This window comes from Phocaeicola salanitronis DSM 18170 (assembly GCF_000190575.1).
GTDB classification, from domain to species: domain Bacteria; phylum Bacteroidota; class Bacteroidia; order Bacteroidales; family Bacteroidaceae; genus Phocaeicola; species Phocaeicola salanitronis.
In genome coordinates this window covers 2,890,818-2,913,682 of record NC_015164.1, presented here as the reverse complement: position 1 = coordinate 2,913,682, position 22,865 = coordinate 2,890,818, and the positions used below count along the sequence as shown (strand labels likewise).

20 protein-coding genes and 1 tRNA gene are annotated in these 22,865 nt (G+C 48.8%); 13 read left to right on the top strand and 8 right to left on the bottom strand.

Annotated features, from left to right (window positions below; translation table 11 throughout):
- Positions 1-26 precede the first annotated feature (26 nt).
- From secDF to BACSA_RS12560, 3 genes are all read left to right on the top strand, one after another.
- Positions 27-3,020, top strand: coding sequence for a protein translocase subunit SecDF (gene secDF / locus BACSA_RS12570; RefSeq protein WP_013618465.1), 2,994 nt, complete (start codon positions 27-29; stop codon positions 3,018-3,020).
- A gap of 139 nt (positions 3,021-3,159) precedes the next feature.
- Positions 3,160-3,492, top strand: a complete 333-nt coding sequence (locus BACSA_RS12565; RefSeq protein ID WP_013618464.1) for a 6-pyruvoyl trahydropterin synthase family protein — start codon at positions 3,160-3,162, stop codon at positions 3,490-3,492.
- Entirely contained in the window at positions 3,479-4,024 is a 546-nt protein-coding gene (locus BACSA_RS12560) for a 7-carboxy-7-deazaguanine synthase QueE (RefSeq protein WP_013618463.1), read from the top strand. The genes BACSA_RS12565 and BACSA_RS12560 overlap by 14 nt, the downstream gene beginning before the upstream one ends.
- Before the next feature lie 76 nt (positions 4,025-4,100).
- Here the strand turns inward: BACSA_RS12560 and BACSA_RS12555 are convergent.
- A tRNA-Arg gene (locus tag BACSA_RS12555) sits at positions 4,101-4,172 on the bottom strand.
- Positions 4,173-4,336: 164 nt separating this feature from the next.
- On the opposite strand from BACSA_RS12555, the gene BACSA_RS12550 reads away from it, so the two are divergent.
- Both BACSA_RS12550 and BACSA_RS12545 read left to right on the top strand, forming a co-directional pair.
- Positions 4,337-6,190, top strand: coding sequence for a 2-oxoacid:acceptor oxidoreductase subunit alpha (locus BACSA_RS12550; RefSeq protein WP_013618462.1), 1,854 nt, complete (start codon positions 4,337-4,339; stop codon positions 6,188-6,190).
- A gap of 18 nt (positions 6,191-6,208) precedes the next feature.
- Complete coding sequence (locus tag BACSA_RS12545) at positions 6,209-7,219, top strand: 2-oxoacid:ferredoxin oxidoreductase subunit beta (protein ID WP_013618461.1); 1,011 nt, start codon at positions 6,209-6,211, stop codon at positions 7,217-7,219.
- Between the two features lie 94 nt (positions 7,220-7,313).
- On the opposite strand, the gene upp is transcribed toward BACSA_RS12545, so the two are convergent.
- Positions 7,314-7,967: a uracil phosphoribosyltransferase gene (gene upp, locus BACSA_RS12540; RefSeq protein WP_013618460.1), complete on the bottom strand. Its 654-nt coding sequence runs from the start codon at positions 7,965-7,967 to the stop codon at positions 7,314-7,316.
- A gap of 366 nt (positions 7,968-8,333) precedes the next feature.
- Here upp and pckA point away from each other — a divergent pair, with 366 nt between their 5' ends.
- Complete coding sequence (gene pckA, locus BACSA_RS12535; RefSeq protein WP_013618459.1) at positions 8,334-9,941, top strand: phosphoenolpyruvate carboxykinase (ATP); 1,608 nt, start codon at positions 8,334-8,336, stop codon at positions 9,939-9,941.
- 423 nt (positions 9,942-10,364) lie between these two features.
- On the opposite strand, the gene BACSA_RS12530 is transcribed toward pckA, so the two are convergent.
- Positions 10,365-11,627: a peptidase U32 family protein gene (locus BACSA_RS12530; protein ID WP_013618458.1), complete on the bottom strand. Its 1,263-nt coding sequence runs from the start codon at positions 11,625-11,627 to the stop codon at positions 10,365-10,367.
- A gap of 80 nt (positions 11,628-11,707) precedes the next feature.
- Between BACSA_RS12530 and dusB the strand changes: the two genes are divergently transcribed.
- Genes dusB through BACSA_RS12515 form a run of 3 tightly spaced genes read left to right on the top strand, consistent with a single transcriptional unit; the run spans position 11,708 to position 14,532 of the window.
- On the top strand, positions 11,708-12,724 hold the full coding sequence (gene dusB, locus BACSA_RS12525; RefSeq protein WP_013618457.1) for a tRNA dihydrouridine synthase DusB: 1,017 nt from the start codon (positions 11,708-11,710) through the stop codon (positions 12,722-12,724).
- Positions 12,717-13,550: a virulence RhuM family protein gene (locus BACSA_RS12520; RefSeq protein WP_013618456.1), complete on the top strand. Its 834-nt coding sequence runs from the start codon at positions 12,717-12,719 to the stop codon at positions 13,548-13,550. Before dusB ends, BACSA_RS12520 begins: the two co-directional genes overlap by 8 nt.
- A gap of 10 nt (positions 13,551-13,560) precedes the next feature.
- The gene (locus tag BACSA_RS12515) at positions 13,561-14,532 is read left to right on the top strand and encodes a DUF3089 domain-containing protein (protein WP_013618455.1); all 972 of its coding nucleotides are present in this window, start codon (positions 13,561-13,563) and stop codon (positions 14,530-14,532) included.
- A gap of 9 nt (positions 14,533-14,541) precedes the next feature.
- Here BACSA_RS12515 and folE read toward each other — a convergent pair whose 3' ends face one another.
- From folE to BACSA_RS12490, 5 genes are all read right to left on the bottom strand, one after another.
- Positions 14,542-15,129 carry a GTP cyclohydrolase I FolE gene (gene folE / locus BACSA_RS12510; protein WP_013618454.1) on the bottom strand — a complete coding sequence of 196 codons (588 nt, stop codon included), beginning with the start codon at positions 15,127-15,129 and terminating at the stop codon, positions 14,542-14,544.
- Entirely contained in the window at positions 15,129-15,581 is a 453-nt protein-coding gene (locus BACSA_RS12505) for an SPOR domain-containing protein (RefSeq protein WP_013618453.1), read from the bottom strand. The genes folE and BACSA_RS12505 overlap by 1 nt, the downstream gene beginning before the upstream one ends.
- A 126-nt stretch (positions 15,582-15,707) precedes the next feature.
- Positions 15,708-16,463, bottom strand: a complete 756-nt coding sequence (gene tpiA, locus BACSA_RS12500) for a triose-phosphate isomerase (RefSeq protein ID WP_013618452.1) — start codon at positions 16,461-16,463, stop codon at positions 15,708-15,710.
- Between the two features lie 20 nt (positions 16,464-16,483).
- Entirely contained in the window at positions 16,484-17,788 is a 1,305-nt protein-coding gene (locus tag BACSA_RS12495; RefSeq protein WP_013618451.1) for a BT_3928 family protein, read from the bottom strand.
- Complete coding sequence (locus tag BACSA_RS12490) at positions 17,778-18,320, bottom strand: DUF1599 domain-containing protein (RefSeq protein ID WP_013618450.1); 543 nt, start codon at positions 18,318-18,320, stop codon at positions 17,778-17,780. The genes BACSA_RS12495 and BACSA_RS12490 overlap by 11 nt, the downstream gene beginning before the upstream one ends.
- Positions 18,321-18,836: 516 nt before the next feature.
- Here BACSA_RS12490 and BACSA_RS12485 point away from each other — a divergent pair.
- From BACSA_RS12485 to BACSA_RS12470, 4 genes are all read left to right on the top strand, one after another.
- Positions 18,837-19,544: a hypothetical protein gene (locus BACSA_RS12485; protein ID WP_013618449.1), complete on the top strand. Its 708-nt coding sequence runs from the start codon at positions 18,837-18,839 to the stop codon at positions 19,542-19,544.
- A 74-nt stretch (positions 19,545-19,618) separates the two neighbouring features.
- Positions 19,619-19,975, top strand: a complete 357-nt coding sequence (locus BACSA_RS12480) for a P-II family nitrogen regulator (protein ID WP_013618448.1) — start codon at positions 19,619-19,621, stop codon at positions 19,973-19,975.
- A gap of 44 nt (positions 19,976-20,019) precedes the next feature.
- Complete coding sequence (locus tag BACSA_RS12475) at positions 20,020-21,384, top strand: ammonium transporter (RefSeq protein WP_013618447.1); 1,365 nt, start codon at positions 20,020-20,022, stop codon at positions 21,382-21,384.
- A gap of 207 nt (positions 21,385-21,591) precedes the next feature.
- Positions 21,592-22,794, top strand: a complete 1,203-nt coding sequence (locus BACSA_RS12470; protein WP_013618446.1) for a multidrug effflux MFS transporter — start codon at positions 21,592-21,594, stop codon at positions 22,792-22,794.
- The last annotated feature ends 71 nt before the right edge of the window (positions 22,795-22,865 follow it).

Here is a 22,865-nt window from a genome sequence, read left to right as displayed (position 1 = left end):
AAAGGTAAATAATAAATTAAAGTAACATGCAAAACAAAGGATTCGTAAAGGTTTTTGCGATATTACTGACACTGGTCTGCGTGTTCTATCTTTCGTTTTCATTCGTGACCCGCTATCACATGAACAAAGCGGCAGAAGACCCGAAAGGAGAGGCACACTATCTTGACTCAATGATGAACAAGAAGGTTTGGCTGGGCAGTTATACGCTGAAACAATGTCGTGAGATGGAAATCGGTTTGGGACTGGATTTGAAGGGCGGTATGAACGTCATCCTTGAAGTATCTGTTCCGGATGTAGTAAAGGCTTTGGCTGACAACAAGCCCGATGAGGCTTTCAATAAGGCAGTGGCAGAAGCGGCCAAGCAACAAGTGACCAGCCAGGAAGATTTCATCACCCTTTTTGTGAGAGAGTACAAGAGACTGGTTCCGGACGGAAAATTGGCAGAGTTGTTTGCCACCCAGCAGTTGAAGGAGAAAGTGAACACACGCAGCACGGATGCGGAAGTGGAACGGGCATTGCGCGAAGAAGTGCAGGCTGCCATCGACAATTCTTATAATGTATTGCGTACGCGTATCGACCGCTTCGGTGTAGTTCAGCCGAATATCCAACCGCTGGAAGGTACCATGGGACGTATCATGGTGGAACTTCCGGGTATCAAAGAGCCTGAACGTGTGAGAAACCTGTTGCAAGGTTCCGCCAATCTGGAGTTTTGGGAAACATACGAGGCAAAAGACATTGTTCCTGTATTGGTTTCAGCAGACGAACGCGCCCGTGTAGCCATGAACTTAACTTCTGATACGGTGAAAGTTGAAGAAACGGTTGCAGCAGCGGAAGAAACGGAAGCGGTTTCTTCGAAAGACAGCCTGGCGGCTGTATTGAAAGGCGAAACCGTTGACAACAATGCCGTTAATCTGGAGCAATTGAAGAAAGAGCATCCGCTGTTGGCTGTATTCCAGCCTAACCAGAGTGGCATCGGAGCTATTGTGGGTTATGCGGACTATAAGGACACCGCATCCATCAATACGGTCTTGAACATGAAAGAAGTAAAGGAAATCATGCCGCGCGACTTAAAATTGATGTGGGGCGTGAAAGCTTCTGACATTGATAAGACCGGGCACATCTTTGAATTGTATGCCATCCGGGTAACCGAACGCAACGGCCGTGCTCCGCTGGAAGGTGATGTCATCACGGATGCAAGAGATTCTTACGACCAGTTTAACAAGCCTTGTGTAACGATGTCGATGAACACCGACGGTTCTCGCCGTTGGGCAGCTCTGACCAAAAAGAATATTGGAAAGGAAATAGCCATTGTATTGGACGGTTATGTATACAGTGCGCCGCGTGTAAATACGGAAATTACAGGGGGTAATTCGGAAATCACCGGAAACTTTACTCCGGAAGTGACCAAAGACTTGGCAAACGTGTTGAAGTCGGGTAAGATGCCGGCTCCCGCGCGTATCGTGCAAGAGGACATCGTAGGTCCTTCGCTGGGTCAGCAATCCATTAACCAAGGATTGATTTCATTTGTAGTGGCATTGATAGCCCTGATGGCTTACCTTTGTCTGATGTACGGGTTTATCCCGGGCATGGTTGCCAATACAGCGTTGGTACTCAACTTCTTCTTTACCATGGGTATCATGTCTTCGTTCCAGGCTGCCCTTACGTTGTCGGGTATTGCCGGTATCGTATTGTCTTTGGCTATGGCGGTCGATGCGAACGTGCTGATTCACGAACGTACGAAGGAAGAGCTGAAAGCCGGAAAGAATATGAAAGAAGCCATTTCGGCTGGTTATTCAGGTGCTTTCTCGGCAATCTTCGACTCGAACCTGACTTCAATCATTACCGGTGTCATCCTGTTCTATTTCGGAACCGGACCTATCCGCGGATTCGCTACGACCTTGATTATCGGTATTATCTGTTCGTTCTTTACTGCGGTGTATATAACCCGTTTGATATACGAATACTTCTTGTCGAAAGGCAAATTGCGTAACCTGACTTTCTCGACCAGCCTGTCGAAGAACCTTTTCCAAAATGCGCATTATAACTTCATGGGCATTACCAAACGTTCGTTTACAATTTGGGGCACCATCATCGTAATATGCATTATTTCATTTGCAGTGCGTGGCTTGTCTCAAAGTATTGACTTTACCGGCGGACGTAACTTTGTCGTACAGTTCGATAAAGTGGTACAGCCTGAAACCATCCGCGACTTATTGGAAAATAAGGTAGAAGATGCCAATATTCAGGCTATCGCGTTGGGTACAGACGGTCACCGCATCCGTGTCAGCACCAACTACCGCATTGAAGAAGACGGCGCTCACGTAGATACCGAAATAGAGGGTATTCTGTATGAAGCTTTCAAGGAAGGCAATTTGCTTCCCGACGGTTTGACCTTGGCTCAATTTATCGACCGTGACAACACGGAGGGCTGCTCTATCATCAGTTCACAGAAGGTAGGTCCGAGTATGGCGGATGATATGCGTACTTCGGCTGTTTGGGCGGTTATTTTTGCCGTGATTGCCATCGGTTTGTATATCTTGATCCGATTCAGCAACATTGCGTTTAGCTTGGGTGCTACTGTAGCGTTGGCTATCGATGCCTTCTTGGTTGTGGGTGCCTATTCATTGTGCTATGGATGGATGCCGTTCTCATTGGAAGTAGACCAGACCTTTATTGGTGCCGTCTTGACCGTAATCGGTTATTCTATCAATGACAAGGTGGTTATTTTCGACCGTGTGCGTGAGTTTACCCATCTTTATCCGAACCGGAACCGTACCCAACTGTTTAACGATGCCTTGAATACGACATTGGCCCGTACGTTGAATACCGGTCAGAGTACATTGATTGTATTGCTCATTATCTTCTTCTTGGGCGGTGACAGCATCCGTAGCTTCTCGTTCGCAATGATTCTGGGTGTCGTAATCGGAACATTCTCTTCATTGTTTGTAGCGGCTCCGGTAGCTTATCTGGCTTTAGGAGGAAAGAAAGACGAAAAAGAAGCGAAAGCTGTAAAAGCTTAACTCATAATAATGTAATCAGGAGTTAAGGAGTGAAGAAGTTAAGGAGTTAAGTCAATACTTTTGCGATATATTCAGCAATAAGGCTATTGACTTAACTCCTTAACTTCTATAACTCCTTAACTTCTTAACTTCTTAAGATATGTACACAGTTATAAAGCGCATGGAAATATCGGCTTCGCACAGCCTGACACTTCCCTATCCCAGCAAGTGTGAAAATCTGCATGGTCACAATTGGATTATTACCGTATATTGCCGTAGCAAGGAACTGAATGAATATGGCATGGTTGTTGATTTTTCTCAGATTAAAGAAGTGGTACAAGGTGCGTTAGACCATCGCCACCTGAACGATGTGTTGCCATTCAACCCGACAGCCGAGAATATTGCCCGTTGGGTATGTGAACAAGTGCCGTATTGTTTTAAGGTAGAGGTAAGGGAATCGGAAGGGAATACGGTAATTTATGAGAAAGATTAACGAAATATTCTATAGCCTGCAGGGAGAAGGGGCACATGCAGGAACCCCTGCTGTATTTGTACGCTTTTCGGGATGCAATCTGAAGTGCATTTTTTGTGATACATCGCATGAGTCTGGAACCGAAATGGGCGATGAGGAAATTATAGAAGAAGTATGCAAATATCCCTGCCGGATGGTTATCATGACAGGCGGAGAGCCGGGATTGTGGATAGACGACGCATTGGTCGATTTGCTGCACAAAGCCGGCAAATATGTTGCCGTCGAAACCAATGGAACACAAGTTCTGCCCGAAGCGGTGGATTGGGTGACTTGTTCCCCCAAAGAAGGAACAGTGCTCCGCGTCAGACATATTGATGAGGTGAAAGTGGTTTATATCGGGCAAGATGTCTCTCCTTATTTATTAATAGAAGCAAAAGAGCATTTCCTCCAGCCGTGTTCGTGTCAAAATACCGAAGAAGTGATTGAGTATATAAAGAAGCATCCGCAGTGGCGGTTAAGCCTTCAGACGCATAAATTGATAAACATCCCTTGATTTGCGGCTTTACAATTTACTATTTTGTCATTTGCTTAAAATAGTAAACCGTAAATAGCAAAATAGTAAATAAAAGTACCTCGGAGGGGAATCGAACCCCTATTTAACGTTTAGGAAACGCTTGTTCTATCCGTTGAACTACCAAGGCGGGTGTGCAAATGTACTGCTTTCTTTGCTAATTTCCATATTTTTGTTTAGAAAAATAGTAAATAACTTGACTCCCAGCAATAAAATTGCCTTTTTATTTTGAATTTTAAAGGAAGTTCACCAATTTTGCGAGGTTGAAATGTGTGAACTCTTAAAAAAAAGAATATGGCAAAAGAAATGGTAGTCAAGGAACTAAATGATGTGGTTGTCCGTTTCTCTGGAGATTCGGGCGACGGCATGCAGCTTGCCGGAAATATGTTTTCCAATATTTCGGCAACAGAAGGAAATGATATCAGTACATTCCCGGATTATCCGGCTGACATCCGTGCTCCGCAAGGTACGTTGACCGGCGTGTCAGGTTTTCAGGTGCACATTGGTTCGGGCAAAGTCTATACACCGGGTGATAAATGCGATGTGTTGGTTGCGATGAATCCGGCAGCATTGAAGACACAATATAAGTTTTGTAAGCCTCAATCGGTAATTATCATTGATACAGACTCGTTCACCAAGCGGGATTTGGAAAAGGCGCAATTCCAATTGGAGAATCCGTTTTCGGAATTAGGCATTAAGAATGAAGTAGTGGAAGCCGCTATTACCACCATGTGTAAAGAAAGCCTGAAAGATAGCGGGCTGGACAACAAATCCATCATGCGTACCAAGAATATGTTCGCGTTAGGATTGGTTTGCTGGCTGTTCCATCGCGACATCAGCGTAGGCGAAAAACTGCTTCGTGAGAAATTTGCCAAGAAGCCCGAAATAGCAGAAGCCAACGTGAAAGTATTGTATGACGGTTTCCATTTTGGCGAGAACACGCATGCTTCGGTTTCAGCAAGCTATATGGTGCCAAGCAAGCAGGTAAAGGAAAAAGGCCGTTATATGGATATTAACGGAAATAAGGCTACGTCATACGGATTGATTGCCGCTGCCGAAAAAGCAGGGCTGCAACTTTATTTAGGTTCGTATCCGATTACTCCCGCCACAGACATTTTGCATGAATTGGCAAAACATAAGTCACTGGGTGTGAAAACCGTGCAATGCGAAGACGAGATTGCCGGATGTGCTTCGGCAGTAGGAGCGGCTTTTGCAGGTGCACTGGCGGTTACTACAACCTCCGGACCGGGCATCTGTCTGAAGAGTGAGGCGATGAACCTGGCTGTAATCACCGAACTTCCGTTAGTCATTGTGGATGTGCAACGTGGAGGCCCGTCTACCGGTTTGCCTACGAAATCCGAACAGACAGACTTGCTTCAAGTCTTGTTCGGAAGGAATGGCGAAAGCCCGATGCCGGTTATTGCCGCCAACTCGCCTACTGATTGTTTTGATGCGGCTTACATGGCTTGTAAGATTGCGCTGGAGCACATGACACCCGTTGTTTTGCTTACCGATGCCTACATTGCCAATGGATCTGCCGCTTGGCATTTGCCCGACTTGAGCAAGTATCCGGAAATCCGTCCGCCCTACGTGAAACCGGAGATGGCAGGCACATGGACTCCTTTCCAACGCGACCCGAATACCTTGGTGCGTTATTGGGCAATACCGGGAACAAAAGGATTCATGCACCGTATCGGCGGTCTGGAAAAGAGCAGTGAGAGCGGTGCGATTTCTACAGACCCTGAAAACCATCATCTGATGACAACCTTACGTGCCGAAAAGGTAGCGCGTATCGCTTCATGCATTCCAGATTTGGAAGTAGAAGGATGTGAGGACGCTGATTTGTTGATTGTCGGTTTCGGCGGTACATACGGCCATTTGCATTCTGCAATGGACGTTTTGAACGGGCAAGGCAAGAAAGTGGCATTGGCTCATCTCAAATACTTGAATCCATTGCCCAAGAATACAGCCGAAGTGCTTCGCCGGTACAAGAAAGTCGTTGTAGCCGAGCAAAACATGGGACAGCTTGCAGGCTATTTGCGCATGAAGGTAGAAGGCGTTCACTTTTACCAGTTCAATCAGGTAAAGGGCCAGCCTTTTGTCGTAAAAGAACTGACAGAAGCTTTTAACCGCATTTTAAATGCATAATATATAGGAGGAATAATCATGAGCGAAACAAAATATACAGCAGCCGATTATAAAGCAGGACAGCCGCGCTGGTGCCCCGGATGTGGCGACCATGCTTTCTTGAGTTCATTCCACAAAGCGCTTGCCGAATTGGGCGTTCCGCCTCACGAAATAGCCGTTATTTCCGGCATCGGATGTTCATCGCGCTTGCCTTATTATATGAATACGTATGGCATGCATACCATTCACGGGCGTGCAGCGGCTATCGCGACAGGTGCAAAGGTAGCCAACCCGAATCTCACCATCTGGCAAGTTTCGGGTGACGGTGACGGGCTTGCCATTGGCGGCAATCATTTCATCCATGCCATCCGGCGGAACATAGACATTAATATTATCTTGCTGAATAACCGCATTTACGGTCTGACCAAAGGGCAATATTCGCCCACGTCGGCACGCGGATTTGTCAGCAAATCATCGCCTTACGGAACAGTGGAAGACCCGTTCCGCCCGGCAGAGCTCTGCTTCGGAGCGCGCGGACGTTTCTTTGCCCGCTGCGTTGCGGTAGATGGAGGTCCGACTGTAGAAGTGCTTAAAGCGGCGGCGCACCATAAAGGCACTTCCGTAATCGAAGTGTTGCAGAACTGCGTCATTTTCAACGACGGCACGCACAACTCCGTAGCCAAGAAAGAAGACCGCGAACGGAATGCCATTTACTTGGAACACGGAAAACCGATGCTGTTCGGACCGAATCATGAATTTGGCCTGATGCAGGAAGGTTTCGGGCTGAAAGTAGTGAAACTGGGCGAGAATGGCATCAGCGAAAAAGATATTCTGGTACACGATGCCCATTGCGAAGACAATACCTTGCAATTGAAGTTAGCCTTGATGGAAGGCCCTGATTTCCCGATTGCCTTGGGCGTAATCCGTGATGTAAAGGCTCCTACGTATGACGAGGCGGTAGCAGAGCAGATAGAAGAAGTGTCTGCCAAAAAACGTTACCATAACTTTGCCGAATTGCTTGACACCAACGATACGTGGGAAATTAAGTAATACAGTTCTCTTTTTTTGAACACAGAGGCACAAAGGCACAGAGACATATATAAAAAAATCTCTGTGTCTTTGTGCCTCTGTGTTTATAAATGAATCATTCTTTCTCTCCGTAACACAAGTCTCCGGCATCACCCAGCCCGGGCACGATATACGAATGCGCATTCAGTTCGGGGTCAATCGTCCCGCACCATAGGCTGGTTTTTTCTTGCGGGAATACTTGCCGGATATGCTCTACAGCCTGGCGGCTGGCTATGACCGAAGCGATGTGGATATGGGCAGGCGTGCCTTTCGTCAGCAGCGCTTCGTAAGCATATTCCATCGAGGCGCCCGTAGCGAGCATCGTGTCGGTAAGAATCAGCGTTTTCCCGTCCAGCTTGGGCGAGGCGATGTATTCGATATGGATATCAAAATGGTCTTCATCGAAATACTTCCGGTAAGCCGATACGAAAGCGTTTTCGGCATGGTCGAAATAGTTGATGAAGCCCCTGTGGAGCGGCAAGCCCGCACGCAGGATAGTAGCTATCACCGGACGCACGGCAGGTACATTTTCCGTGGCTTCGGCAAGCGGCGTGCGGATTGCTTTCTCTACATAAGGCAGGTCGCGGCTGATTTCGTATGCCATGATTTCCCCGATGCGTTCGATGTTCCGCCGGAATCGCAAGCTGTCTTGCTGTATGGTTACATCGCGCAGTTCAGAAAGGAACTGGTTCAAGATGGTGTGTTGGGTGCTAAAGTCTGTTATTTTCATATATGGATTCGTTTGATAATTTCTGACAAAGATAAGAAGAAAAAAGATAAATTCCGAAGGAACGAAACGTGAACGCCCGCATCGCCCGGCATGAACGCCTGTGCCAGCCATTACGGCTGCCCGTGTCGGACATCACGACCGCCCGCGTGAATTGCAAACTCGAAATGGCATATTTGTTACACAAGTATAAATCTTCATCAATTACGGATTTTTTTCGCTAATTACTTCTTTAGTTTAAAAAGAAACCACTATTTTTGTATCGCGAAAAACAAGGTATAGATGTTAAAGAACATCTTTTATGCCGTGAAGGATAACAGAGCAAATACTAAACATTTGATATAACAACCAAATTAAATCATTGGAACAATGGCAAATTTAGATTTAAGCAAGTACGGTATTACCGACGTGAAGGAAATTCTCCACAACCCTTCTTATGAAGTATTGTTCGCTGAAGAGACTAAAGACAGTCTTGAAGGTTATGAAAAAGGTCAGGTAACTGAACTGGGTGCTGTAAACGTAATGACCGGTATCTATACAGGTCGTTCACCTAAAGACAAATTCTTCGTATACAATGAAGCCAGCAAAGACACTGTATGGTGGACTTCTGATGAATATAAAAACGATAACAAACCTTGCTCGGAAGAAGCTTGGGCAGACCTGAAGGCTAAAGCCGTTAAGCAGTTGAGCGGCAAGCGTCTGTTCGTTATGGATACTTTCTGCGGTGCTAACCCTGCTACTCGCCTGAAAGTTCGTTTCATCATGGAAGTAGCTTGGCAGGCTCACTTCGTAAAGAACATGTTCATCCGTCCGACAGAAGAAGAACTGGCTAACTACGGTGAACCTGACTTCGTATCATTCAACGCTGCCAAGGCTAAAGTTGACAACTACAAAGAACTGGGCCTGAACTCAGAAACAGCTACTGTATTCAACTTGAAGACCAACGAACAAGTTATCCTGAACACTTGGTACGGCGGTGAAATGAAGAAGGGTATCTTCTCAATCATGAACTACCTGAACCCGTTGCGCGGCATCGCTTCTATGCACTGCTCGGCTAACACCAACATGGAAGGTACTGACACTGCTATCTTCTTCGGTTTGTCTGGTACAGGTAAGACTACCTTGTCTACCGACCCGAAACGTCTGTTGATCGGTGACGACGAACACGGATGGGATGACGAAGGCGTATTCAACTACGAAGGCGGTTGCTACGCTAAGGTTATCAACTTGGACAAAGAATCAGAGCCGGATATCTACAACGCTATCAAACGTGACGCTTTGTTGGAAAACGTTACAGTTGACGCAGCTGGTAAGATTGACTTCGCTGATAAGAGCGTAACAGAAAACACTCGTGTTTCTTATCCTATCTACCACATCAACAACATCGTGAAACCGGTATCTAAAGGTCCTCACGCTCATCAAGTAATCTTCTTGTCTGCTGATGCATTCGGCGTATTGCCTCCTGTATCTATCCTGAGCGCAGAACAAGCTAAATATTACTTCTTGTCTGGATTTACCGCTAAATTGGCTGGTACAGAACGTGGTATCACTGAACCGACTCCGACATTCTCAGCTTGCTTCGGTGCCGCTTTCTTGAGCTTGCATCCGACTAAATATGCAGAAGAGCTGGTTAAGAAGATGGAAAAAGTGGGTGCTAAGGCTTACTTGGTAAACACTGGTTGGAACGGTACTGGCAAGCGTATCTCTATCCGCGATACTCGTGGTATCATCGACGCTATCCTGGACGGTTCTATCGACAAGGCTCCGACGAAGACTATCCCGTACTTCGACTTCGTAGTTCCGACAGAATTGCCGGGCGTAGATCCGAAGATCCTCGATCCTCGCGACACTTACGCTGAAGCTGCTCAGTGGGAAGAAAAAGCTAAAGACTTGGCTGGCCGCTTCATCAAGAACTTCGCTAAGTTCGAAGGAAACGAAGCTGGTAAGGCTTTGGTTGCTGCAGGTCCGAAATTGTAATTTCAATCTCAACCTATATGGCAAAGCGGTCCTCTTTCGTAGAGGACCGCTTTTTTAATGCCAGTTTATTGTCTGTTTAAATGCTGTTCATGATTACGGCATAAAGCATTACCGCTAAATGTGTCCAACTGTCGAAACGTTTCACTTAGCGTTCACCGCTCACGACTCAATTGAAAGATTCTGTCCTTACACAGAAATTTTATCACCCGACTATAGAGCGGCTGTCCACTAAGATGTGTACTTTTGCCCATGGTTACTTCTTTTGGGTCGTCTCTACATTTGCCTACATATACAAAAAATGCCTGTCACGCCGGATTTGTAATCCGCATCAGCAACGGTTTCGGATTGCAAATCCGATTCCAAAAATTACGCCGGATTGCAAATCCGGCGTAACAAACTCGACAAACAAATGCGGATATTCATTTATTTCTTCTTCAACTCATCAGACGGAACCATGCGGTAGAGCTTGTCGCTGGGACGGATGCGTCCGGGCACCTTAAAGGATACGTGTACGCCCTTGGGCACTACGTCCACCGGCTTGAGGTCGACACGCGCTTCTTCAAGCGTAACGAACATTGCCCCCGTAGTAGGTCCGGTAATCAGCAGCTTGTCGCCTACCTTGATTTCGGAAGCCTCTATCAGGAACTCCGCCACACCGATGTTCGAGAAATACTTGATGCCGCGCCCGGCATAGACTTTGCGTTCCGTAGCTTCCGAGCCATAGTTGCGGCTCCACTCTCCCAAGCGTTGCCCCAAATAATACCCGTTCCAGAATCCACGGTTGAACACCGTCTTCAGGCGTTCGTCCCACGCGTCTTTCTTTTCTTCGGTGAACGTGCCGTCCAGGTACGAGCGGATGGCTTCTTTGTAACACTCTACCACCGTCTTCACATATTCCGCCCCGCGGGCACGGCCTTCTATCTTGAACACCCGTACGCCCGCCTCTATCATCTCATCCATAAAGCGGATGGTCTTCAGGTCTTTGGGCGACATGATGTACTGGTTATCCACTTCCAGCTCGATGTCACTCTCCTTGTCTTTCACAATATAAGCCCGGCGGCACACCTGCATGCAGGCACCGCGGTTGGCAGAAGCGTTCAGTTCGTTCAGGCTAAGGTAACACTTGCCCGATACCGCCATGCACAACGCTCCGTGGCAGAACATCTCGATGCGGACGGGATTCCCCATCGGTCCCATGATATGTTCTTCGCGGATGGCATCGTATATCTTGCGCACCTGCTTCAGGTTCAGCTCGCGCGCCAACACCACCACATCGGCAAAACGGGCGTAAAACTTCAAAGCCTCCACGTTACTGATGTTCAACTGAGTGGAAAGATGCACCTCCTGCCCGATTTGATTGCAATACGCCATCACCGCCACATCACATGCAATCACCGCACTGATGCCTGCCTGCTTTGCCGCATCGATAATCTTGCGCATCAGTTCCAAATCCTCATCGTAAATGATGGTATTCACCGTAAGGTAACTCTTTACCCCATTCTCGTCGCACAGACGGGCTATCTCGCGCAAGTCATCAATGGTAAACGTACTTGCCGAACGCGCCCGCATGTTCAGGCTCTCAATGCCGAAATAGACAGAGTCCGCCCCGGCATGGATGGCGGCAGCCAGCGACTCGCGCGAGCCTACAGGCGCCATAATCTCGAAGTCTTTTATCGAATAATCCATTCTTTTGCTGATTTAGGCTGCAAAGGTAATGAATTTTCCCTAATTTTGCATTTTGATTATTCACACATTCACATTTCAGCATGAAGATACGTACAATCGACTTAGGAGAAAGACCCGTGGTGCTGGCCCCCATGGAAGACGTGACCGACCCTGCGTTCCGCCTGCTTTGCAAGGAATTCGGAGCCGATATGGTCTATACCGAATTCGTATCGAGCGACGCCCTGATACGCTCGGTAGACAAGACGATGATGAAACTCAACATCAGTGCCGCCGAACGTCCCGTTGCCATCCAAATCTACGGGAAAGATACCGAAACCATGGTAGAAGCGGCGCGTATCGTAGAACAGGCCCGCCCCGACATTCTCGACCTGAACTTCGGATGCCCGGTAAAGCGGGTGGCAGGCAAGGGAGCAGGAGCAGGCATGCTTCAGAATATCCCCAAGATGCTGGAAATCACCCGTGCCGTGGTGAATGCGGTACAGATTCCGGTCACGGTAAAAACCCGTCTGGGATGGGACGAGAACCATAAAGTCATCGTAGAACTTGCCGAGCAATTGCAGGATTGCGGCATCGAGGCACTGACCATCCACGGGCGCACCCGTTCGCAAATGTACACCGGTGAAGCCGACTGGACCTTGATAGGCGAAGTGAAAAACAACCCGCGGATGCGCATCCCCATTATCGGAAACGGAGACATCACCACGCCCCAGCGCGCCAAGGAATGTTTCGACCGCTATGGAGTAGACTCCATCATGATAGGCCGCGCCAGTTTCGGACGGCCGTGGATATTCAAGGAAGTAAAACATTACCTGGAAACGGGCGAAGAGCTTCCTCCCCTCTCTTTCCGGTGGAAACTGGACGTATTGCGCCGGGAGATACAGGACAGCATCAACTTGCTCAACGAGCGCCGGGGCATCCTTCACGTGAGGCGCCACTTAGCGGCTTCTCCTTTATTCAAAGGCATCCCCAATTTCCGCGACACCCGCATCGCCATGCTCCGTGCCGAAACGCAAGAAGAGCTTTACGCGATACTGGACCGCATCGGAACGATATTGGAAGAACAAGCGAACCTTCAACCACTCAATCATCATGAATAAGAATCAAGGAGAAATCATCTTATACCAACCCGATGAAACCATCAAGTTGGAAGTACGGTTAGAGGACGAAACGGTATGGCTTTCAATAAATGAAATGTCACAACTATTCGACCGTGATATAAGTGTAATAGGCAAACATATACGTAATATCTTCAAAGAAGGAGAATTAATTAAAGAATCAGTTTGGGCAAAATTTGCCTATACTGCTTCTGACGGTAAAGTATATCAAATAGATTACTACAATCTTGATGTCATCATCTCAGTCGGTTATCGAGTAAAAAGCAAACGAGGAACCCAATTCCGCCAATGGGCGAATAAAGTACTAAAAGAATATCTGCTAAACGGTTATTCCATCAACCGGCGATTATTGGATTTAGAACATACAGTGGCAGAGCACTCCAAAAAGATTGACTTCTTTGTCCGCACTTCCCTGCCTCCCGTAGAAGGCATCTTCTATAACGGACAATTATTTGATGCTTATAAATTCGCCACCGATTTAATCCGATCCGCCAAGGAATCGCTTTTACTAATAGACAATTACGTGGATAAATCGGTATTGTTAATGTTAAGCAAACGGAATGAAAGAGTAAAAGCAACAATCTATACAAGAAAAATAAACGCACAACTCCAACTCGACCTTGATAAGCACAACAATCAATATCCACCTATACAAATTCATGTATATAAAGAAAGCCATGACCGTTTCTTGATTATAGATGGTATGAAAGTATACCATATCGGAGCTTCATTAAAAGATTTAGGCAAGAAAATGTTCGCTTTCTCTAAACTGAATATTCCAGCCTCCACGATTACAAACTTATTATAACCATATACCCATGAATACCCAATCACCCTTACGCTTTATCAAGCAACTGATATACCTCGCTTGCATACTCCTCCCTCTCGCTTCCTGCGAGAAAGACGCATCCGCCCCCGCAAGCGATACCATAGACTATTCGGACAACTGGTGCTGGTTCGAGAATAAGCAAGACGCTGCGGGGAAAGACGTAGACTTGTTTTACGTAGTCCCGACCTGCATTTGGGACTATACCGACTCATTGGGGCAGACCCGGCATCACATGGACATCTTCGATGCGGAACAACGTGCCTTGACAGATCCTTCCATCCAATTGGCTAAAAGCGTATTGGCGGACAGTTGCAATTTCTTCTCTCCCTATTACCGCCAGATTTCGATGGACAGTTGGCTGACCTTGGACACGGCACTCATCGAAGAACGGTTCAAGTTGGCTTATCAGGACGTGGCGGATGCCTTTCATTATTATATGGAACACGACAACCAAGGAAAACCGTTCATCCTTGCCGGACACAGCCAAGGAGCCAAGGCGGTTATCGAACTTCTGAAACGGGAAATCACACCTGACATCAGCCGGAAGCTCATCGCCACCTATGCCATCGGCTATACCGTGACACCGGAAGAGCTGGCAAGCTATCCCATCCTGCGCCCCGCGCAAGACTCCATAGATACCGGTGTGCTCGTAGGCTTCAACAGCGTGACACGCCCCGATGCCGTATCGCCTTTGTTCCGGGACAATGTGGTGTGCATCAATCCCGTCAACTGGCGCACCGATGCGACACCTGCCCCTTCTTACCAAGGCTTTACCGTATCGCTCGACACTACCATCCATACACTTATCGTAACGGGGATAGACGAAGACCTGTACTTTATTCCCAGCGTAGAAGCCCTGCTTCCTAAAGGCAACCTGCACGTGCAGGAATTCAACCTTTACAAGGAAGACTTACGGAAGAACGTATGGCAACGCATACGGGCATACCGGAAGTCACACTAAGAGGATGCCTTATTTCCGAATCAGGTTCATGAATTCCTCTCTTGTCTTGGCTTGATTGAAAGCTCCGGTAAAGTCGGAAGTAGTGGTGATGGAGTTCTGCTTCTCCACGCCCCGCATCTGCATGCACATGTGTTTGGCTTCTACTACGACCATTACGCCTAATGGGTGCAGCGTTTCCTGAATGCATTCTTTGATTTGCAAGGTCATGCGCTCCTGCACCTGAAGGCGGTGCGAGAATACATCCACCACACGGGCTATCTTGCTCAGCCCCGTGATGTATCCGTTCGGGATATACGCCACGTGCGCTTTCCCATAAAAGGGCAACATGTGATGCTCGCACATCGAGAAGAAATCGATATCCTTTACTACGACCATCTGGCTATATTCTTCCTTGAATTTAGCACCCAATAAAATCTCTTTCGGGTCTACATCATATCCCCTTGTAAGCGTGAGCATGGCTTTTGCCACACGCTCCGGAGTCTTCAACAATCCTTCCCGTCCGGTGTCTTCGCCCAAAAGCGCAAGAATCTCTTTGTAATGCGCCATCAGCTTCTGCACTTTCTCTTCCGGGAACTTCAACAAGTCTGTATCAATCATTATTCAATAGGTATGTTAATTTGTTCACGTACAATCGCCACTTCTTTAAATTCACCGCTTCCCTTCAGCTTGCGCATGGCGACATGGGCTTCCTCGATGCTCTTGAAATCACCTACGCGGCATAACCAGCGGGGGGGCTGGAAATAGGTATATACCGGCATTTCGGGGAATGTTTCTTTTACTTTGTCCGCCACCCGTTGGGCTTCGTTCCGCGCTACACGCGAATTGTTTCCCGCATAAACCTGCACCCGGAAACCTCTTGCCTTCAAGGTCTGGGGAGACGAGGCGTTGCCCGTATAGCGCAAGCCGATGAGCGAGGCGATATAAGGCTCTTCGTGTACCGACACCGTGCCTTCGCCTGCCCGGCGTGCCTCAAGGCTCTCTACAATGGTGCGCTGGGCATACATTGCCGATACCGAAAAGAGTAAAAGAAAGGATACTACGTATTTCATGATGTGTGTATTTAGTTGACAAGTTAACGAGTTGACAAGCTGACAAGGCTTTAAATACATTTCCTTATGCGATGTATCTAAAAACCTTGTTAACTTGTCAACTGATACCTCGTTGCCTATAAAAGATTATTTGAACGCATCAATAATGCCCTTGAAGTCAGCGGCTTTCAATGCGGCACCGCCAATCAAGCCACCGTCTACATCGGGTTTAGCGAACAGTTCTTTCGCATTCGACGGCTTGCAGCTTCCTCCGTACAGGATAGAAGTGTTTTCTGCCACTTCCTGACCGTACTTAGCAGCTACCAGCGAACGGATGTGCGCGTGGATTTCTTCTGCTTGTTCCGGAGTAGCGGTCTTGCCCGTACCGATAGCCCAAACCGGTTCGTAAGCCAAGATAACCTTGCCGAAGTCTTCGGCAGAGAGCGAGAATACAGAAGCCAGCTGAGCCTCTACCACTTCGTTCTGCTTGTTTGCTTCGCGTTCTTCCAATACTTCACCGATGCAGAAGATAGGCTTCAGGTTATTAGCCAAAGCCAATTTAACCTTTTCGGTCAGGATATCAACGGTTTCATGATAATAAGCGCGGCGTTCCGAGTGGCCCAAGATAACGTATTGAGCACCGGTAGAAGCGACCATTTCGGCTGATACTTCGCCTGTATACGCGCCCGAAGCCTTGTCGGCACAGTTCTCGGCACCTACACCGATGATGCTCTTGTCAACTATCGGAGTTACAGAAGCCAAGTGGATGAACGGAGTACAGATGATGACATCACAATTGGGTTTGTCTGCGCTCAACACTTCGTTCAGTTCTTTTGCCAAAGCAATACCTTCTTGCAGGTTCTTGTTCATTTTCCAGTTTCCTGCTACAATGTTCTTTCTCATTTTGTTTAAGTTTTAAAGGGTTAATGTATAATTTGTTTCTTCCTTTTCTTCTTGCCCCATTCCAGCCAAAGCAAATCGCACAGGGTGAGGAACAAAAGCGGCCCGAAGAACCATCCGATGATACTCGCCACCTTATGCAAGGTGCGGGGCACCGCCAGCGTGCCGATAGGCAAATCCGCCAAAGCCGCATGCAACTGGTATTCATCGGGGATGTTGTTCACGCTCCATTTATTCAGGATGACTCCGTCCTTCAGCAAGAGCAGCCCCGGATTGGAACGGATTATGGTCTTCAACGTGATTTCATCCGCCAAGGCAAAGGGGTACTCGGCACCCGTATTGTCCTGCCATACGGCGATGTCCTCGTCGGGCGAAGCCGTCACACACAGGAAACGGTACCCGTATTCCATACTGTAATCGTACACCTCATTGATAAGGTCCATGCCGCTCTCGTCCGCGTTCCGCAACTGGGGAGACACCAGCAGGAACGTATAGTTATCATCGGCAAGGATTTCCTCCGTCACATCGGTGCCGTCTTCCTGCAACACGATGGAAAAATCCTGAACCGGAGGCTCGTAGCCTTTCTCTTTCACCCGCGTCACGGCATCAACGAACGTCCACGTAGAATCGGAAGGGAAATTGTCGATGGTAAACTCCTTTTCCTGCCCGTCCTTCTCATAAATGAACGTTGTTTCGTACACGGTCGGCTTCTCTCCCTCGGGAATTTCCATGCCCTGCCTGATATTCATACCTATATAATACGGACGGAAATCGAAGAGAGGCAGTTCGCGCACGCAATAAATGGAGAAAAGCAAGGCGAAAACCACCGTATAAAGCGCGATGAGCCAGTCCACCTTCTCGGTCACCAGCTTCTTGATACCGGTATCCCTCCAGCGGAACACGGTAATGGCGGCTATGAGCAGCACCACATTCTTGCCGAACGTCTCCCAATTGGTCAAGATAACGGCATCGCCGAAACACCCGCAATCGGATATCGGATTCGCGATGGCAAGCCAGAGCGTGAGCGGTGTCATAAACGCCACAAGAAGCAGAATCAACGTGCATGCCGCCTTCCGGTGAATGCCGAAGAGCAGGTAAACGCCCAACGTGAATTCGAGGATTCCCATCGCCATCGAACCGATATAGGGAGCAAACTCGGGCGTGATTTGAAGCAAGCCCCATGCTTCCAGGTAATCCTGTATCTTGTAGGCAAAGCCGTACGGGTCGTTCGTCTTCACGAATCCGGAAAAGATAAACACCGCGGCAAGCAGGAAGCGGCAGAGGTTTATCCACACGGCAAGAATCGTATGTAGGCGCTTATTCTCCAAATTCCAGCTTAATTAATGCAAATACCGAATAGTTAATCATATCCATATAGTTGGCGTCCACACCTTCCGATACCAGCGTGTTCCCGCTCAAGGCTTCTATCTGCTTCGTGCGGTAGATTTTCATCAGAATCAGGTCGGTGTACGACGTGATGCGCATGCTGCGCCACGCCTCGTCATAATCGTGGTTCTTCTTCAACATCAGCTCCAGCGTCTGCTTGGCATATTTATCGTAGAGGGCAAGCGCATCGGCTTCCGCCAGGTCTTCTTTCTCGGCATAGCCCAGTTCGAGCTGGATAAGCCCGATAATCCCATAATTAACGATTGCCATAAACTCGGGACGGATGCCCTCGCCCACCAGGCTGACTCCCTTCACTTCCAGGCTCCGGATACGGTTCGCCTTGATAAGAAGCTGGTCGGTGACCGAAGAGGGGCGCATGATGCGCCACGCCGCGCCGTAATCGTGCAGCTTCTTGACGAACAAGTCCCGGCAAATGGCAATGACATGTTCAAATTGCTGTTTCGTATCTTTCATACACTCGTGTCATGAATTCATGTCGCAAAGTTACGATTTTCCTTTAAAAGCACGCAATAAAATGCCAACTTTGTTAAGCCCGGACACGTATATGCGACGCCCCATGCACCTATATGCCGCCGGCGCCGCACCTATATGAAGAAGCACACGCACCTGCCTGCACACCGGAAACGAACCGCTCAAACGGATTGCAAAGCGTACGGAGAAACGGCTTTTATCATATCAAAAAGAAAGCGCACACGCAATTCATCTTCCTTTTTGCATAATGCGCAAAATCATTCGCTTTCATTTGTCTTCATATATAGAGATATTAGTTTCAAATCGAAATCAAAACATTCTCGTCTCATTACAAATCGTAACTTCTATTAACAAAACAATAAAGAAGTGCGCATTCCCGGTGCGAGGATAAGCCCAAAAGCTCTACCTTTGCTCTCAGAAAAAGGGAAAAGAAATTGTTTTAAGGTAAATAGAATGAGAGAGTTTTCATTAGATTGTAGCATTAAAAACAGAAGAGCAATGAAAAGATTGTTTAAAGGAAAAAGCTGGATGCTATTGGCGATAGCGATAGCATCTCCGGCGATGCTTCCGGCACAAGACAAAGTGGAAGCAAGTGTGGGAGCCGACCTGGTAAGCGGATATATCTGGCGCGGGCAAGATTTGGGGAATGTCAGCATCCAACCCTCGCTCTCCATCGCCTACAAAGGGTTCTCGCTCTCGGCTTGGGGGTCGGTAGGGTTCGAGAAGTCAGATACGAAAGAGTTCGACCTTACGCTGGGGTATGGCATCGGCGGGTTCAGCGTATCTGTAACGGACTATTGGTTCAACAACGGACCGGCGTATTTCCATTACGGAGCACACGACACGAACCACACGTTCGAGGCGCAAGTGGGATATGACTTCGGCGTGCTTGCCGTAAACTGGTACACCAATTTCGCCGGCAATGTAGGGTATAATTCGGACGGCGACCGCACGTATGCCTCATACATCGCCCTTTCGGCTCCTTTCCGTCTGGGCGGGCTTGACTGGGAAGCCACGGTAGGCGCCACGCCCTGGGAGAACGATTTCTATAACGGAGGCAAGAACGGATTTGCCGTGAGCGAGGTAGGCATTAAAGCCACCAAGGAACTGAAAATCACCGATTCGTGGACCCTGCCCGTCTTTGCGCAGGCGATATGGAACCCGGCAACAGAAGGCGCCTATTTCGTGGCAGGCTTAAGTTTTTGATAGGATAAACGAGAGGTAAAAGATTGAGGGATAACATTTCTGGCAAAGTACTAACTACAAAATACAAATACAAGATGAAAAAGATTGAAGCGATTATCCGGAGAACACGGTTCGACGATGTGAAACAAGCATTGCTGGATGCCGACATCGAGTGGTTCTCCTATTACGACGTGCGGGGCGTAGGAAAGACCCGCGAAGGCCGCATTTACCGCGGCGTGGTGTACGACACAAGCTCGATAGAGCGCATCCTGCTCTCCATCGTGGTGCGCGAAAAGAATGTAGAGAAAACCATCCAGGCGATACTGAAAGCCGCCCAGACGGGCGAGATAGGCGACGGGCGCATCTTCGTCATCCCGGTAGAGGACGCCATCCGCATCCGTACCGGCGAACGGGGGGACATTGCGCTCTATAACGCCGAACAAGAGAAATAAGCCACATAAGTCATACAAATACAATATCTAAACGAGATTTTATTATGGATACATATACAAAAGGCGGCAGATGCTGGATGAGGTATGCCGCGGCGATTCTTATGCTTTTGATTTCCACGCCTTCCCTGCTGGCACAGGAGGCAAGCGGAGCGGATATGCCCGCGCTCGATTCGGGCAATACAGCGTGGATTCTGACCTCTTCCATCTTAGTGTTATTGATGAGCATTCCGGGCATTGCCCTGTTCTATGGCGGCTTGGTGCGCCAGAAGAATGTATTGAGTGTCATTATGCAAACCCTCTTCATCGTAGGCGTGGTCAGCATCTTATGGATAGCCTTCGGGTATAGCTGGGCGTTCGATACCAGCTTTGCCGAGTCAGGAAACCCGCTGGCGTGTGTGATAGGCGGATTCGACAAGGCGTTCCTCCACGGCATCACCCTGGATACGCTGACCGCGGGCAACATTCCCGAACTGGTATTCGTGATGTTCCAATGCATGTTTGCCATCATCACCCCCGCGCTGATATTGGGTGCCTTTGCCGAACGTATCAAGTTTTCGGGCTATATCGTGTTCATCACGTTGTGGGTAATCCTTGCCTACTTCCCGATGGCACACTGGGTGTGGGGCGGAGGCTTCCTGCAGCAAATGGGAGCCATCGACTTTGCCGGAGGTACGGTGGTGCACATCAATGCCGGGATTTCGGCATTAATCATGGCGATTATGCTGGGCAAGCGCATGGACTATAAGGTAGGGCATCCCATTACGCCGCATAACGTGACCTTCGTCTTCATGGGCACTTCGTTCCTGTGGCTGGGATGGTTCGGCTTCAATGCCGGAAGCGGGCTTGCCGCCGACGGGCTTGCCGCAAACGCCTTCCTCGTAACCCATGTGGCAACGGCTATGGCGGCTATCACGTGGATGGTCATCGACTGGCTCTGCAACAAGAAACCCACCACCATCGGCGCCTGTACGGGAGCCGTAGCCGGACTGGTGGCAATCACTCCGGCGGCAGGCACGGTAGACCTGCTGGGCGCGTTCTGCATCGGTATCATCACGCCGATAGTATGCTTCTTCATGGTAGCTGCGGTCAAGCCGAAATTCAAGTATGACGATGCACTCGATGCGTTCGGCGTACACGGCATAGGCGGTATCATCGGTTCTATCCTGACCGGTGTATTCGCTACCCGCTTCATTTCGGGCGAAGACGGCGTTCAAGGCGCTCTCTACGGCGACTGGCACCAGCTTTGGGTTCAGATTGTAGCAACCGTGGTATCTATCGTGTTCAGCGCGGTCATTACCTTCATCCTGTTCAAGATAGTAGACTCTACCATCGGGCTCCGCGTAGACAAGCGCGTAGAAGAAGAAGGGCTTGACATCTACGAACACGGCGAGTCGGCTTACAATCATTGATAGCTGACAAGGAGAATTGGTTTTAAGGGCACACAGAATTCCAAGGCTTTGCACAGGCCTCGGAGTTCTGTGTCCTCTGCATGCTTGGGAAAGCCCGTTCCCCTCATATTGTTATAGAATGTTTTTTTATGCCAAAGGGTGTGACAAACAAGAGAGGTACACGCGACATTTTTGGTACTTTTGCAGCGGTAAAAGAAAGGATAATTTATGGCTAGACAAAACTCACGTGTATTTATTTTAATCTTTTTGGGTATGCTTACCGCCTTCGGGCCGTTTGTCACCGATATGTATCTGCCTACTTTCCCCGAGATGGCAGATTTTTTTCACACATCTTCTTCGATGGTCCAACTGGGCTTGACCGACAGCATGATAGGCCTGGCGGCGGGGCAATTGTTCTTCGGACCGCTGAGCGACAAGTACGGGAGACGCCCGTTGCTGATTGCCGGCATGTTTCTGTTCCTGGTTTCTACGCTGGGATGCGTATATTCGCAGACCGCCCTGCAGTTTGTAGGCTGGCGGCTGGTGCAGGGGATAGCCGGGGCAAGCGGGATTGTGATATCGCGCTCGATAGCCGCCGACAAATATGCCGGACGCGAACTGGCAAAGATGTTAGGCATCATAGGCACCATCAACGGAGTGGCTCCGGTAGCTGCTCCGATGGGAGGAGGGATGCTGGCGGAAAGCATCGGCTGGCAAGGCATTTTCTGGTGCTTGTTCTGCATAGGCATCCTGCTTCTGGCAGGCAGCTTCCACCTGACCGAGTCACTTCCGGCAGCTAACCGGAGAAAAACAGACTGGGCAGATGTGTTCCGCGGTTTCGGTGCGGTCTTGCGTAACCGCCAGTACTTATGCTACATCCTGCAGTTCGGGTTTGCCCAGGGCGTGTTATTCGCCAACATATCGTCCGCCCCGTTTATCATGCAAGAACATTATGGCTTCTCGCCGATGACGTTCAGCGTATGCTTCGGCGCCAATGCGCTGGCAATTGTCTTCTCGGCGGCATTATCTGTCAGGTTCCGCCATCCGGAACTGGTACTCTATCGCGGAAGCCAGGGCATGCTGGCCGTTTCCATCCTCCTGCTGGCAGCGATGGGTTCCTCGTGCAGCTTTTGGATTTACGAAACATTGTTGCTCTGCCTGTTGGTGATGCTGGGGCTGACATTCACATCGTCCAACACCTTAGCCATGAACGCCGAACGCCAACATGCCGGAACGGCATCCGCGGTATTGGGTGCGTTAGGCTTTGCTTTTGGCGGCATTGTTTCTCCGTTGGTGGGTATCGGCGACATCATGCTTTCTACGGGCGGCATGTTCGTCATCGGCTCATTGGGCGCCTTTCTATGCGCCCGCATCTCCCTGAGCAGAGTGATGAAGCGGAAAACAGCCGTAATCGCCTGTAAACAAGCATAAAGCAAAAGTTAAAAGCACGGCTGCCCGTGCAAGCCTCCGCGACCTCCCGCGCCGGCTTACACGGGCATTCG

What these genes read in the sequence shown, in the direction of transcription:
- BACSA_RS12515 (WP_013618455.1), top strand. Translation starts at nt 13,561, where the DNA reads ATGAATACCCAATCACCCTTACGCTTTATCAAGCAACTGATATACCTC.
- BACSA_RS12480 (WP_013618448.1), top strand. Translation starts at nt 19,619, where the DNA reads ATGAAAAAGATTGAAGCGATTATCCGGAGAACACGGTTCGACGATGTG.
- BACSA_RS12485 (WP_013618449.1), top strand. Translation starts at nt 18,837, where the DNA reads ATGAAAAGATTGTTTAAAGGAAAAAGCTGGATGCTATTGGCGATAGCG.
- BACSA_RS12490 (WP_013618450.1), bottom strand. Translation starts at nt 18,320, where the DNA reads ATGAAAGATACGAAACAGCAATTTGAACATGTCATTGCCATTTGCCGG.
- BACSA_RS12470 (WP_013618446.1), top strand. Translation starts at nt 21,592, where the DNA reads ATGGCTAGACAAAACTCACGTGTATTTATTTTAATCTTTTTGGGTATG.
- BACSA_RS12550 (WP_013618462.1), top strand. Translation starts at nt 4,337, where the DNA reads ATGGCAAAAGAAATGGTAGTCAAGGAACTAAATGATGTGGTTGTCCGT.
- BACSA_RS12545 (WP_013618461.1), top strand. Translation starts at nt 6,209, where the DNA reads ATGAGCGAAACAAAATATACAGCAGCCGATTATAAAGCAGGACAGCCG.
- secDF (WP_013618465.1), top strand. Translation starts at nt 27, where the DNA reads ATGCAAAACAAAGGATTCGTAAAGGTTTTTGCGATATTACTGACACTG.
- tpiA (WP_013618452.1), bottom strand. Translation starts at nt 16,463, where the DNA reads ATGAGAAAGAACATTGTAGCAGGAAACTGGAAAATGAACAAGAACCTG.
- BACSA_RS12505 (WP_013618453.1), bottom strand. Translation starts at nt 15,581, where the DNA reads ATGAAATACGTAGTATCCTTTCTTTTACTCTTTTCGGTATCGGCAATG.
- folE (WP_013618454.1), bottom strand. Translation starts at nt 15,129, where the DNA reads ATGATTGATACAGACTTGTTGAAGTTCCCGGAAGAGAAAGTGCAGAAG.
- BACSA_RS12565 (WP_013618464.1), top strand. Translation starts at nt 3,160, where the DNA reads ATGTACACAGTTATAAAGCGCATGGAAATATCGGCTTCGCACAGCCTG.
- BACSA_RS12530 (WP_013618458.1), bottom strand. Translation starts at nt 11,627, where the DNA reads ATGGATTATTCGATAAAAGACTTCGAGATTATGGCGCCTGTAGGCTCG.
- dusB (WP_013618457.1), top strand. Translation starts at nt 11,708, where the DNA reads ATGAAGATACGTACAATCGACTTAGGAGAAAGACCCGTGGTGCTGGCC.
- BACSA_RS12520 (WP_013618456.1), top strand. Translation starts at nt 12,717, where the DNA reads ATGAATAAGAATCAAGGAGAAATCATCTTATACCAACCCGATGAAACC.
- upp (WP_013618460.1), bottom strand. Translation starts at nt 7,967, where the DNA reads ATGAAAATAACAGACTTTAGCACCCAACACACCATCTTGAACCAGTTC.
- BACSA_RS12560 (WP_013618463.1), top strand. Translation starts at nt 3,479, where the DNA reads ATGAGAAAGATTAACGAAATATTCTATAGCCTGCAGGGAGAAGGGGCA.
- pckA (WP_013618459.1), top strand. Translation starts at nt 8,334, where the DNA reads ATGGCAAATTTAGATTTAAGCAAGTACGGTATTACCGACGTGAAGGAA.
- BACSA_RS12475 (WP_013618447.1), top strand. Translation starts at nt 20,020, where the DNA reads ATGGATACATATACAAAAGGCGGCAGATGCTGGATGAGGTATGCCGCG.